Consider the following 13,621-nt stretch of genomic DNA (forward strand, 5'->3'; position numbering starts at 1 on the left):
CTTATATTTTTTATCCGCCGATAGTGGCCATAGATTCATGCACACCGTTTTTTTCAACACGTTTGCGCTCTGCCTCCCAGCCGTCGGCAACCCGGTGGCTGAATGCGTTCAATAGATTTTGTTCCAGTTCATTATCGCTTATTCCCGACCGCATCAGATCTTTGATATTTAATACGCCATCATCATATAAGCAATTTTTTAAAGTACCCTCGGGGGTAATGCGGATACGGTTGCACGTACCGCAAAAGGTACGGGAATATGCGGCGATTATACCCACCGTGCCCCTGTGCCCGGGAATTTGATAATTGTAGGCTGTAGAATAAGCCGGATCGGTTAGTTTTTTTATAGCAGGATAATGCGACGTTATCTCATTTAAAATCCGCACATAATCCCAGCTTAAGCCCTGATAAACATGGCCATCGCCATTAAAAGGCATCTCTTCAATAAAACGCACACTAACCGGCAGGTCTTTAGTCAACTCAACCATAGGTATTATATCCCGGGTATTTTTGCCGTCCATTACCACGGCATTTATTTTCACTTCGATGTCATGCTTCAGCAATTCATCAAGGGTATGCATCACACTGGCAAATTCGTCGCGGCGGGTAATGGTAAAAAAGCGGTTAGCATCCAGGGTGTCCAAACTTAAATTAACCGACTTAATGCCCAACGCCTTCATTTCGGGTATATGCGGTGCTGTGAGCACGCCGTTGGTGGTCATGCTTAACTCTTTCAGTCCGTCAATTTTTGCAAGGCCGGCTAACAACAGCATGATATCTTTACGCACAAAAGGCTCACCGCCGGTAATGCGTATCTTCTCAATACCCATTTTTACCAGTAGCCTGCATGCGCGCAACATCTCCTCATAGCTCATCAATCCGCTACGCGACAGCCAGTTAAGGCCATCCTCGGGCATACAATAAAAGCAGCGCAGATTACACCTGTCTGTAACTGCCAGGCGCATATAATTAATTTCCCTACCGTGATTATCTGTCAGCAATTATATCCAGTTTCTTTGAAGATATAAAGTTAACACATCAAGGTTACAATTGATTGAAAAGATTACCATTATACAGAAAACCTGTAAATAGTTTGCGTTTTATAAACCTCGCCCGGCTTAAGCACGACCGACGGAAAATGGGACTGATTTGGCGAATCGGGAAAATGCTGGGTCTCTAATGCAAATGCGGTACGGGCGGTATCTTTAACACCTCCCCTGGCTATATTATCCCCGGTCATATAGTTACCAGTATAAAATTGCAGGCCGGGCTGGTCGGTAAAAACCTCCAGCTTAATGCCTGATTTATCGCCGACCACCATAGCAACCGGCATATGAGCGCCACGCTTATTTAAAACAAAATTATGGTCATAACCATTGCCATATTTTAACTGGGTATTATCGGCACCAATTCTTTTACCTATTCGCTCTGGATTTATAAAATCAAACGGGGTCCCCTTAACCGGGGCAATTTCGCCGGTTGGGATCAGGTGTTTATCAACAGGCGTGTATCTATCAGCAGCTATTTGTACTACGTGATATAATATATCACCGCTCCCCTCGCCGTTCAAATTAAAATAGGCATGGTTAGTCAGATTAACAATAGTGGTTTTATCGGTAGTAGCCTCGTAGTTTATTATAATTTCGTTTTGATCTGTCAACTTGTAGGTTACGGTGGCGGTTAAATTGCCGGGGTAACCCTCGTCCATGTTTTCAGAAAACAGCGTTAAAACCAGCGTCTGGGGATCTGGTTGGACGGCGTCCCAAATTTTATAGCTAAAGTTTTCATTGCCACCATGTAAGCTGTTTGGCCCGTTGTTGATTGCCAGCGTATATTTTTTTCCTTCCAGTGTAAATTTGCCCCTGGCTATCCGGTTGGCATACCGGCCAACAATGGCTCCGTAATAGCTTTTTTGCCTACCCAAGGCCTCGATATTATCAAACCCGAGGATGACACTGGTTAGATTTCCTTTTTTATCAGGCAGCCAGGCACCTATTAAATAACCACCAAAACTGGTGATCCCTATGTGCATGCCTGCCTTGTTTTTCAGCTGGAATAATTGGGTTTCCCTGCCACCGAGCCTTCTTTTATAGGCTGCCGGGTCGGGGAACTTTATAGCAGTGGGGTTATATACCATTTCGTAAAAAATTAAAACATATCTTTTTCTACAACTGCCGATTCGCAGATGTAGGTTGGCACTATGCCGGTTGATGTGATCCGGGTATCAACGTCCTGCGGAAGCGTATTACCCGACAGCACCAGTACCGTATCCAAACCAAATTTATTACCGCCCAGGATATCGGTATGCAGCGTATCGCCCACCATCACGATTTCTTTTTTGCTGATGGGCCGGTAATCGCGGATCAGGTCATAAGCAAACATAAACATTTGCGAGTCGGGCTTCCCAAAGCGAATAAACTTCTTACCCACAATTGTTTCCATCATCATAGCCAAACCGCCTATAGCTATGGAAACATTGTTTACGGTAACCGGGTAAGCATGGTCTGTATTGGCAACAATAGCCGGAATGGTACGCCTGCGCAGCAAATTCACCGCAATGTTTAAGTCGTTTTTCCAGTCGAACCCTTCGTCATCTAAAAATATAAGCGCGTTTACTTTATCGATATTAGTGTTGTTAATCTTGCTAACCGGCATCGGGTGCAGGCCCAGGCTCTCAATATAGTGTGCCGAGTCATCAGTACCCAGGTACGCTATTATGCCATCCTCTACTTTTAGATCCAGGTATTCTTTGGTTAACATACCTGATGATATGATCCTGTCGGGTGTAATGGCATGCAGTCCCATTTTATGATAAGAAGCCGCCAGTTGCGCCGGGCTCCGTGACGCGTCATTGGTAACTATATAATACTCTTTATTTTGCTCGGCCAGGTAGGCAAAGGTTTTTTCAATGCCGGGCACAAGCCCCTGGTAGTTTTTGAGCACCCCAAACGCATCAAAAAAGATAACATCATACTTATCAATTATAGTTTTAAAGTTATCTATGCGTTTCATATTTTGTCGCGAGGGGTATGTATTGCTTCATATGTTTTATTTTTTAATTCTTGTTAGGATCACTGTATGCGCCAGCTGAATTTTTCTCACCACTTAAACGCAACCGGTTACTTCAAATTTAGGGCCGTGATGATCTTTTCGGCGTCAAAATCGCGGTCTACTGATGGCAGGTACAATTCAAATGCTTCGGCCTGTAGTTTTTTGGCATATTGATCGCTGAAAAAGTACTTACCATCTTTGATCACATAATTTAGGATAAAAAACCGGTATGCCTCTTTTAAAAACCTGATCTCATTTGCGGTTAACGGGTTAATCTGGTGATATTCTTCCAGGAACATTATAAACCTGTCTTCCATCAGGGTTTTTATACCATAGCTAAATACGGTTCGGTCGCCCACATCAGATACTACCCTGCTTAAAAAATAAAAATCAAGCACGCGGTAACTCATCCTGAACCAGTCATAATCCCAGCGCGAGTATAGGTTTAAATTTTGGTCGACCGAGAAGTTACCAATGTTCCAATCAATAAAAACCGGGATGATCTCGAACGAACTCATGTTATATTTAGAGCGGTTCCGCAGGAAGGTTTCGCAATGATATTTTAAGAAATCAACCTGCATTGCGCTGCCAAACTGCTTTTCCTTTACTTCTAACTGGTGTAACAGCGAATAAATATCGGTACGTAATGTTTTTGATGATTTTGGTAAAACACTTTTAACCCGCGCGCAGGCTTTATGAAACTTACCCACCTGCTGGCCCAGTTTGCGGATATGGCTTTCCTCCAACCGTCTTGGCATGCGGTTAAATATCCGGGTAGGGTTGTAAAACACCACCCAGGCATCGGTTTGCCTGAATTTATAATGATAGATATATACCCTGTTATTTTTTAATAATGATTTGGACAGGAAGTTCTCGAAAGGGTAAAGCAGATTATTTGAGAGGCTATGGATAATGCGGTGATCCTCTTTAAAATGCTCAAACTTGCCAAAGTGCGACAGCTTGGCAATAACAATGTCGTCATCATCAAACGTTACCTTAAACACCCGGTTTGTCGATACCATCGCGCTGATGTCTTCAATACCTTTAATGGTTTTTGAAGCATCATACCCCTCCCAGGCTTTTTTAATAATTATTGGATAGTCCATTCGGTTTATAGATTCAAAGGACCGCAAAGATATAATACAATTGAATTACAAGCGTCATTTTTTAATTTATCCCGTCATCCGGCAATGCGAAAGCCACCTACGCCCCGACTACGGCGCACCGGTTTATATTATCTCAAAGTATCTTTTCAGCTCCCAGTCGGTCACGCTTTTCGCAAACTGTTTGCATTCCCATAAGCGGGTTTGGGTAAAATGCTCCACAAAACCAGCACCCAGTATTTCTTTAGCTATGGCTGATTTTTGCATATCTACGGTAGCCTCATACAAATTCGGCTGAATTTTGCCGTTAGATGCGTTTTGATAGCCGCTACCTGAGGTTTGCGGGACATCAAGGGTCAGTTTGTTTTTAATACCATATAAACCCGATGCCAGTGCCGCCGCCATGGCCAGGTATGGGTTCGTGTCGGCACCTGGTATGCGGGTTTCCAAACGGGTATAATCCGCTGACGAGTTCAGGACCCTGAAGGCTGTCGTCCTGTTCTCGACCGCCCAGGTTACGGTAGTTGGTGCCCAGGCTCCCTCTATCAATCGTTTATAGCTGTTGATGGTTGGCGCGTACATAGGCAGTATATGGGGCAGGCAATGTAATTGACCGGCCAGGTATTGCTTATGCAATTCGCTCATTTTATTAACCTCGCTACCGTCATAAAAAAGATTCATCGTTTGATCCTTATTCCATAAACTTTGATGGATATGCCCTCCGCAGCCCGGCAGATCCTCATTCCACTTGGCCATGAACGTGGCTATAATACCATGTTTATAGGCGATCTCTTTAACTGCCGTTTTTAACAGTGCCGCCCGGTCGGCAGCTTCCAAAATGTGCGAATGCATGATGGCTGCCTCGTATACGCCCGGCCCGGTTTCTGTGTGAAAACCCTCCAGCGGGATATTAAATTGAGCTAACAGATCCACCAGATCATTGCAAAAATCGCTATTCTCCGAGGTCCGCAATATGGAATAACCAAACATTCCCGGTGTTAACGGCTCAAGTTTGGTAAAATTCTTTTCTTGTAAAGATTGTGGTGTCTCTTTGAAATTGAACCATTCAAACTCCTGCGCAAACTCCGGGTGATAACCCATATCCACGCATTGTTTAGCGATACGTTTTAACAGGCTGCGCGGGCAGGCGGCCAAACCTTTACCGTCGGCATCACTAAAATCACCTAAAAAGAAAGGCAGGTTATCCTGCCAGGGCACCGTACGAAAAGTTGAAAGATCAATATGGCAGGCTTTATCCGGATAACCCGTGTGCCAGCCGGTTAGCTGTATATCGTCATAACAAACATCACTGCTATCCCAGCCAAATACCACATCACAAAAACCATAGCCGCTTTGCAAACCATCTATGAATTTTTTAGGATGGATAATTTTTCCGCGCAATACACCATCAATATCTGCAAAGGCAAATTTTATTTTTTGTATATTGTTTTCCTGTAGGTATGCTGTAATTTGATGCTCGTTCATGGTATAGGCCAAAAGTCTTTCAATATTAAGCAAGATAGCTATCCTAACCTAATTTATATTTAAAAATGATAAATGATTTATTGTTTGTTTACGGCACATTATTAATAGACGATAATCAATTCGCCTTGTATTTAAACGGTAACTCCGTTTTGTTGGGCAGTGGTAAAATACAGGGCAAACTATATGATGTGGGCAGTTATCCGGCATTAATAATAGACAGGTCCGGAAATTACGATGTGTCGGGCAGTATCTGTAAACTAAATGATGCCGCAAAAGCATTAAGCGTACTTGATCCTTACGAGGGGATTGGCCCGGATGAGGGTAGCCCTAATTTATATGAACGCCGACTGCAACCGGTTAACACAGCTAATGGCGAGATGCTATGCTGGGTATATATCTATAACCAACCGGTTGATGGTTTGAAAGAAATTACATCTGGCGATTATCTGGCGTATTTAAAAACACGCCAAGCGTTGGGTCATTAAGAGTGGTGCCTCTGCCTTATTTCTGATTGTAACGTTATCAGCTCCTCCTGGTTGTAAAACAAAAAAGCGATGAGCTTTAGACCCATCGCTTTTAATATTTAGTTAGCTAAGTACTAAACTTTAGCTGTTTTTACAGTTTTAATAATTACTGCAGCTACTTTATACGGATCGGCAGCTGAGTTAGGGCGACGATCTTCCAGGTAACCACTCCAGCCGTGATCTACCGCGTAAAGTGGGATACGGATAGAAGCACCACGATCTGATACACCATAGCTAAAGTCATGAATTGAAGCAGTTTCGTGTTTACCGGTTAAACGTTGATCGTTATCAGCACCATACACAGCAATACACTCAGCAACTGCAGGGCGGAACGCCTCGCAAACTGCTTTAAATTTAGCCTCGCTGTTTGCAGTACGCAATAATGAATTTGAGAAGTTAGCGTGCATACCTGAACCATTCCAGTCTAACTGACCCAATGGTTTGCAATGCCAGTTGATAGCAACACCATAGCTTTCGCCAATTCTTTCTAACAGATAACGTGCAACCCAGATCTGGTCACCAGCTTCTTTAGCGCCTTTAGCGAAGATCTGGAATTCCCATTGTCCGGCAGCAACTTCGGCGTTGATACCTTCAACGTTCAGACCTGCTTCCAAACATACATCTAAGTGTTCTTCAACAATCTCGCGACCGTAAGCATTGTTAGCACCTACTGAACAGTAGTAAGGGCCTTGCGGTGCAGGATAACCACCAGCCGGGAAACCAAGCGGTTTGTCGGTTTTAGGATCCCACAGGAAATACTCTTGTTCAAAACCAAACCAAAAATCATTATCATCATCCTGGATAAGTGCACGGCCGTTTGACTCATGCGGCTGACCTTTTGAATCCAATACTTCGCACATTACCAGGTAAGCGTTTTTTCTTTGCGGATCAGGGCAGGTAAAAACCGGTTTTAAAATACAATCAGATGAGCCGCCTGGTGCCTGCTCAGTTGATGAACCATCAAAGCTCCAATTTTCCAGGTCTTCTACTTTACCGCTAAATTCTTTAACGATTTTTGTTTTGCTACGAAGGCTTTGGGTTGGTTTGTATCCATCAAGCCAGATGTACTCGAGTTTTGTTGCCATGTTTTAATTTATTTTTTTGTAAAGTTTGATTCTGATATCCTTTTAATCGTGTCGATTAAGTTTATGGTAGCAAATTTATATTAATATTTCTATTTTTTGCAAATTTTATCTAAAAAAGTTAAAAAAAATGAAAATTGTAATAAAAAAAGCATTTAATGCCATTAAAAACGGCAAAATAAACTGACAAAAAATACAAATACTGCTTTTTTACAAAATTCTGTAAAAAATTAACTAATAAATAATGCGCTATTTTAGAGATCGTCCGGTTTGTTAAGACATTGATATTACAGTTAAATAAAGAAGTTAATTGTTGTTTAATGCTATTTTAACAATGCGGCGACGGTATTTTATATTTTTTTGTTAAAATTGCGTGCAATTTCGATTCCTTCTTATATTATAAATAAAACACTATGAAACCATCAGAAGAGCTGAATACAATAACTATGCTTCTGATAGCTTCATAACAATTAAACAAATAAACTATGAAAATAACAGTTGTTGGTGCCGGAGCTGTTGGCGCTACATGTGCGGATAACATCGCAAGAAAAGAATTAGCCGAAGAACTTATTTTGTTGGACATCCGCGAGGGCTTTGCCGAAGGTAAGGCGATCGATATGATGCAAACCTCTGCCCTGCTGGAGTTTGATACCAAAATAAAAGGTGTTACCAATGATTACGCAGCTACTGCCGATTCGGAAGTTGTTATCATCACCTCGGGCCTGCCACGCAAACCGGGCATGACCCGCGAAGAGTTAATTGGTGTTAACGCCGGCATCGTAAAAAGCGTTACCGAGAATATCCTGAAACATTCGCCAAATACCATCATCATTGTGGTTTCAAACCCGATGGATACCATGAACTATTTAACCCTTAAAACTTCAGGATTGCCTAAGAACCGGATCATCGGTATGGGTGGCGCTTTGGATTCGGCAAGGTTTAAATACTACCTGAGCCAGGAATTAGGCTGCTCGCCTGCTGACCTGAACGCGGTTGTTATTGGCGGACACGGTGATACCACCATGATCCCATTGATTAACCACGCTACCTGGAACAGCATCCCGGTAACACAATTTTTAAACCAGGAGCAGCAAGACAAAATAGTTAAAGCTACGATGGTTGGTGGTGCTACTTTAACCGGGTTGATCGGTACATCTGCCTGGTATGCGCCGGGTGCAGGCACTGCGTTTATGGTTGAGGCCATTGTGCGCGACCAGAAGAAGTTGATATCATGCGGTGTTGCCCTGGATGGCGAATACGGTCAAAAAGACATCTCATTGGTTGTCCCTGTTATCCTGGGTAAAAACGGATGGGAGAAGATCGTCGACTTTAAATTAACGGCCGATGAGCAGGCGGGCTTTAACAAAAGTGCCGATGCCGTACGTGCCATGAACCAGGTACTGACCGACAGCAACCTGATTTAAATAATATAGTATAGAAAGGGCCTTCATTAACAATGGAGGCCCTTTTATATTATAATCTTTTCAACCTTCGTTGCCGGCGGATCTCGTCCGGATCAATCTTGTAGGGCATAATCGCTATCTGGCTGATGTATGATGCCGGCAGTCCCGCGTCGGTAGCCAGCTTTAGGATCTTATCATGATACCAGTCATAAGGCAGCAAATGGGTGGTTATGGCATGGGGCTGGGTTACAAAAACTTCGGCATGATAGATATTATCATTCAGATCAAAACACAATACCGGCTCCAGTTTTAAGGTGGAACTCCACAGCGGGTCATAAAAATTTGAACGTTCTTCGTCAAGCAGTTCAATTAAAACACCCCAGACTATCGCATCCGGATCAAAGGACCTTACCACATTGGCCTTCGCCGACTCGTCATCGCCTGCGCTGTTAAAAACAAAACTGTAGCCCGGTAATTTGGCAACACCCAGATTGCGCGCAGAGGGTACCGTCTTTACAAACTTCTCTACATTCATGTTGCCGGCGTAAGCAAATAATATCATAGGAACAATTATGGCTTATTAACTAAACGCATCCCGCTATGAAATGTTGTAATAAATTGAAGGGCGATGGCGCACTTTCAGGGTTAAGTGATCCACTTAAAAATATGGATCACCTGAATCACTATTTTTATTTAACTAATTGAAAATTAATTAGTTAACAAAATTAGCGGATCACTTTGGATCAGTACAAAAACCTGACATAACTAACCTAAATAATTGAATAATAAATATTTATAGGTTTTTTAATATTTTACTGCAAACCCGGTGGATCACCTAAAAGTGGATCATACCCAAGCATCTTAGGTATTGGTCGGTTTTATAAATATATTACTCAATTCTCACAGTTTTTCACAAAGCGCCGCGTGGCATGAATTCAATCTTTAAGCTGATGCCGCATTAATTTATTATTAAAAAATTTGTTTACATACGGAATAGCAAAGCTGCACAGGCCGACACTGCCTAAATTAAAAAGGATAGATCTGGTATCTACACCGGCCACTAAACAAAATGGTATCGCCCAGAGCGCATTCTCCAGGGCAAAACAAAATACCCCCCAGGATAACAGGGAATAATTGCGGTCTTTAAGTCTAGAGTAATATGCTGATAAAAAAATATTATAGGTAATAAATAAAAAACCAAATGACAATGCCAAACCCGTTTTAAAATAAAAAGTATCATACGGCGCTGGAAATAGTTTATTCAGGTAATACAGTATTATCGAGCTGACAATTGTGAGTATCACCATAGTTATAATATAGCGGAGTACTTTTTTAAGTATCATTAGCATCCAATTTTGTATTTTAATTCGTCAGGGCTTAGTGCCATTAAGAAAGTCTTGCAAGGGAATCACCTTTAGTGCTTCTTATTCTTCTTTACCGGACCCGGCGTAATAAAATAATCAATGATAACCTTGCTTTTTACCGGCGAAGTCAACGCAACCTGATGAAGAATATATTGACCTTTTACAGGTTCGATAAAAAAGAACACATCAGAGCCGATTTTAGCCTCAGTTGCTTTTTCGCTTTGGATATCAACTCAGCCAGTGTTATTAAATTCATAGAATTGATATCTTTCGATAACAATGAACCATGGTTATCGGTTCTGTGAATGAATATCGGATTGGTGTCGTATTTAAGACATAGGCACAGGATAATATAGAATTTTAAATGGCAATAACATACAATCTTACACTGGCTATAAATTTCTAATTATGGTTATCATTAAGGAGATATTTATTATAAATATTATTCTGTTGTGCATTATAAATAAGCTGGCCTTTAAAATGATATGTGCGCATAGATTTATTTATCAGGTCTTGATATTTTATAACTGCATCTACATATATGGTTACAAGTCCTTTTCGAAACTTGCTTTGAATATCATCTGGAACATCATAATCCCAAATCCATGCAGTATTAACACCCATTTCTTTAATCAATTGATCGTTAGTGTCGATGATATTATTAATAATCTTTTTAATAACAACATTTTTTTCATTTTTAATAATGAGATAGCATTTGTTTTCAGTTGTTTTTATTGGGATTTGAGATATGTTAATTATTGCTATATCAACCCTTGTAGGATTTGTCAACATGGATACATTATTTACCTTGAGTTGAATAAAGGGTGTATTTATTGCCTTAAACTCCTTTTGAGACTCTTTAAATTCTGCTATTTGAGCATCTATTCCAGATTTTTGTTTATTTATGAAAAGTGTATCTCTACCAAGTTTAACGGCATCGGAAATAGAATCGATACTGTCCTTTTTGATTTGATGTGCCAATGCCTTAGACGTAGTGTCATTAGCTTTTTTTGTTTCAACAAACAATCTATAGGTAAACCAAAACACAAATATGCTTACAACAAGTGCGCCAAGGGCTATTTTTTCAGTTTTTGTCCACTTCTTATCCTCTACAATATTGACGTTCGCATTTACGGTTTTAATACTATCGGGGTCGCTTTTTGTATGCTTGCAGTCTATATGATTTGGCAAATCCTTTCCCTTATTGGCAGGATCAAAATTTCTCCTATATCTTATGTAATGAGGCTGATTGTTTTGGCGGTTTCTATATGGGCGATTCATTATTGTGTCATAAGGTCACTATAAATATATAACCTTATAAACATAATGCAAACTACTTCTCTTTTTCAGGTGGTGGTAAATCGTCTTTCTTAGGCGGTTTAGTATTTACAAATGCAATAAACTCCTGTTAAATTCAGCAAGTGTAACAGGTTCCGGCTCGGGTTTTACAGCCCTTTTTTACATATTTCCTTTTACTCATTTTACTAACTCCTTATAGGTTAAACGACAAGTCATATTTGATAGTACATAATCAAATCTTGATGAAGTTGTAAAGGTACGAGTATTGTAACGCAAAGCATACTCATTTACATAAGCTTGTAAATGCTCTCTGCTTACCCAGTGATAAATGCCGTCAACACCTCTTTTAAGGTGGCTCCAAAAGTTCTCTATTCCGTTAGTATGAAATATGCCGTTTACATACTCTTTGGCACTATGAACAACGCGGCCGTGACTAAAGTGATTGCTTAATTTGTTGTAAACCCTGTATTCGTCGGTAACTACTATGCTGTCTTTTTCTATCGCTGATATCAATAGGGGATAAACTATTTCGGATGAAACGTTTTCTACAACATGTGCTTTTACCGTACCAGTTGCGCGGTCTTTCATTCCTAATACTGGAGCCTTAGTCTCGTTATTACGGCCTCTTTTACTGTTTCTTTTAGAAGCGTCATGCTAATTTAGTTTGTTATATAAATAATTATCCAGGTACGGAATACAAAAGCAAAACAACCCTATTGCGATCATTTGGGTAATGAATGTTGGAAGATCAATTCCAACCAATGAAACAGGTATCAGAAATAAAATTATTTGCAGTATTAAACAAAATACCCCCCGAACAAACAGGCTGTACTTTTTAAGCACATTATTCAGCAGCAAATAACAACCGTAAGTTATAAATATAAACAAAAAGGAAATTTCAAAATAAGTGCAGGCCGACTGCCTGTACAACGGATCATCAAAAAATAAATTTGCTACATACAAGACAGAGCCGCTTAACACGCCCAAAAGCGCTAAGGTGCTGAAGTATTTAATTAAATTATTTTCTTTTATCATCCAATTGGAAATAACGAAGACTAACAAAGTTATAAAACTTCGGAAGCCTGACATGCTACGAGCTCAGCTCTAATTTCTTCCCCGTTTTTACTGCCGAGTATATCGCTTCAATAATCTTCAGGTCCTTTACCGCTTCATTACCATCAACCGCTACCGGTGGCTGCTTGCCGTTAAAAATAATATCAGAAAATTCATCCATCTGCACCGTTTGGTGAGTGGTAACCGGCTGATTCAACTCGCCTTTATGCGTGCGTCCTTTTATAGGGCCGTAATTGGTAGACGGCTGCATTTCGGCCCAGCCTTTTTCGCCGTTCAGGAAAAACTTGTCCAGGTTATTTTGATTATAGGTTGATAAGCAGGATGCAGTCGCCCCGCTTGGAAAACCGAACTGGAACTGGATGGTCTCGTCAACCCCTTCTTTAAACTTTACCGGGTCGGTTTTGGTTTCCTGGGCGGTTACCCACAGTGGTTCCTCGCCGGTCATATACCGCGAGCCGTTGATGGCGTAAATCCCGATATCCATCAATGATCCGCCGCCGGACAGCTGTTTATTTAGCCGCCATTGCTTCGGGTCGCCTATTTTAAACCCGCACAGCCCCTGGAAAAACAGGATCTTTCCAAACTCGCCGGCTTTGCGCATACGGATCACTTCGAGCGTTTTGGGTTCAAAATGCATCCGGTAGCCTACTAACAGTTTTACGCCGGCCCGCTGGCAAAAGTCAACCATCTCCTGGCCCTGTTTAGGGTTTAAAGCCATCGGCTTTTCACAGATCACGTGCTTGCCCGCCTTTGCTGCACGGATTACATGGTCATGATGTAAACCATTGGGTGTTATTACATAAACCGCGTCGATATCCGGGTTATTCTTTATCTCGTCAAAATTATCATAGTTATAACAATTTTTAGCCGGGATATCATAACTACCCCGCCAATTTTCAATTTTTTGAGGCGAGCCGCTAACTAAGCCGACAAGCTTTGCTTTGGTGCAATACTGCATAGCGGCCCCGACACGTGTCCCGTAACTGCCAAGCCCCATAATGGCCACACGTAATACCGGCCCGGCATAGGGTTGATGAACGGTGTTTTTATCATCGGCCCAGGTACTAACCGCGGCCAGTTGCAGGGCGACAGCCGAAGCGCCCAGTTTTTGCAAAAAATTACGACGTGAGTTCATAATTGACAACTGTTTTTTTATTAAAATTAATCATTTAAGCCAATAAGCATTCATCAAAGGCCCTAAATTTGTTATTGCCGCCAACAACCTATATATTTATTT

General features: G+C 41.3%; 12 protein-coding genes and 1 pseudogene. 3 read left to right on the top strand and 10 right to left on the bottom strand.

The window, feature by feature from the left end:
* Window positions 1-10 precede the first annotated feature (10 nt).
* From moaA to LJ658_RS15120, 5 genes are all read right to left on the bottom strand, one after another.
* On the bottom strand, window positions 11-1,000 hold the full coding sequence (moaA, locus tag LJ658_RS15100) for a GTP 3',8-cyclase MoaA (RefSeq protein WP_255670511.1): 990 nt from the start codon (window positions 998-1,000) through the stop codon (window positions 11-13).
* A gap of 68 nt (window positions 1,001-1,068) precedes the next feature.
* Window positions 1,069-2,136, bottom strand: coding sequence for an aldose epimerase family protein (locus tag LJ658_RS15105; RefSeq protein ID WP_230547361.1), 1,068 nt, complete (start codon window positions 2,134-2,136; stop codon window positions 1,069-1,071).
* A gap of 11 nt (window positions 2,137-2,147) precedes the next feature.
* Window positions 2,148-3,011, bottom strand: a complete 864-nt coding sequence (locus LJ658_RS15110; protein ID WP_230547362.1) for a TIGR01459 family HAD-type hydrolase — start codon at window positions 3,009-3,011, stop codon at window positions 2,148-2,150.
* Window positions 3,012-3,118: 107 nt separating this feature from the next.
* Entirely contained in the window at window positions 3,119-4,156 is a 1,038-nt protein-coding gene (locus tag LJ658_RS15115; RefSeq protein ID WP_230547363.1) for a hypothetical protein, read from the bottom strand.
* A 123-nt stretch (window positions 4,157-4,279) separates the two neighbouring features.
* Window positions 4,280-5,638, bottom strand: coding sequence for a glutamine synthetase family protein (locus tag LJ658_RS15120; protein ID WP_230547364.1), 1,359 nt, complete (start codon window positions 5,636-5,638; stop codon window positions 4,280-4,282).
* A gap of 65 nt (window positions 5,639-5,703) precedes the next feature.
* Between LJ658_RS15120 and LJ658_RS15125 the strand changes: the two genes are divergently transcribed.
* Complete coding sequence (locus LJ658_RS15125; protein WP_230547365.1) at window positions 5,704-6,123, top strand: gamma-glutamylcyclotransferase; 420 nt, start codon at window positions 5,704-5,706, stop codon at window positions 6,121-6,123.
* A 113-nt stretch (window positions 6,124-6,236) separates the two neighbouring features.
* Here LJ658_RS15125 and LJ658_RS15130 read toward each other — a convergent pair whose 3' ends face one another.
* Window positions 6,237-7,247, bottom strand: coding sequence for a glutamine synthetase beta-grasp domain-containing protein (locus LJ658_RS15130; protein WP_230547366.1), 1,011 nt, complete (start codon window positions 7,245-7,247; stop codon window positions 6,237-6,239).
* A 482-nt stretch (window positions 7,248-7,729) separates the two neighbouring features.
* On the opposite strand from LJ658_RS15130, the gene mdh reads away from it, so the two are divergent.
* Window positions 7,730-8,668, top strand: coding sequence for a malate dehydrogenase (mdh, locus tag LJ658_RS15135; protein WP_230547367.1), 939 nt, complete (start codon window positions 7,730-7,732; stop codon window positions 8,666-8,668).
* 49 nt (window positions 8,669-8,717) lie between these two features.
* Here the strand turns inward: mdh and LJ658_RS15140 are convergent, their stop codons facing one another.
* Window positions 8,718-9,209, bottom strand: a complete 492-nt coding sequence (locus tag LJ658_RS15140) for a gamma-glutamylcyclotransferase family protein (protein ID WP_230547368.1) — start codon at window positions 9,207-9,209, stop codon at window positions 8,718-8,720.
* Between the two features lie 416 nt (window positions 9,210-9,625).
* Here LJ658_RS15140 and LJ658_RS15145 point away from each other — a divergent pair, with 416 nt between their 5' ends.
* The gene (locus tag LJ658_RS15145; RefSeq protein WP_230547369.1) at window positions 9,626-9,781 is read left to right on the top strand and encodes a hypothetical protein; all 156 of its coding nucleotides are present in this window, start codon (window positions 9,626-9,628) and stop codon (window positions 9,779-9,781) included.
* Between the two features lie 632 nt (window positions 9,782-10,413).
* Here the strand turns inward: LJ658_RS15145 and LJ658_RS15150 are convergent.
* The 3 genes and pseudogenes from LJ658_RS15150 to LJ658_RS15160 all read right to left on the bottom strand — a co-directional run bounded on the left by LJ658_RS15150 (window position 10,414) and on the right by LJ658_RS15160 (window position 13,519).
* The gene (locus tag LJ658_RS15150; RefSeq protein WP_230547370.1) at window positions 10,414-11,292 is read right to left on the bottom strand and encodes a hypothetical protein; all 879 of its coding nucleotides are present in this window, start codon (window positions 11,290-11,292) and stop codon (window positions 10,414-10,416) included.
* 195 nt (window positions 11,293-11,487) lie between these two features.
* Window positions 11,488-11,946 (bottom strand): annotated as a pseudogene (locus LJ658_RS15155) (IS1595 family transposase); the annotation flags it as partial.
* Window positions 11,947-12,400: 454 nt separating this feature from the next.
* Window positions 12,401-13,519: a Gfo/Idh/MocA family protein gene (locus LJ658_RS15160; protein WP_230547372.1), complete on the bottom strand. Its 1,119-nt coding sequence runs from the start codon at window positions 13,517-13,519 to the stop codon at window positions 12,401-12,403.
* Between the last annotated feature and the right edge of the window lie 102 nt (window positions 13,520-13,621).

Source organism: Mucilaginibacter sp. UR6-11 (assembly GCF_020880695.1).
In the GTDB taxonomy this organism is placed as follows: domain Bacteria; phylum Bacteroidota; class Bacteroidia; order Sphingobacteriales; family Sphingobacteriaceae; genus Mucilaginibacter.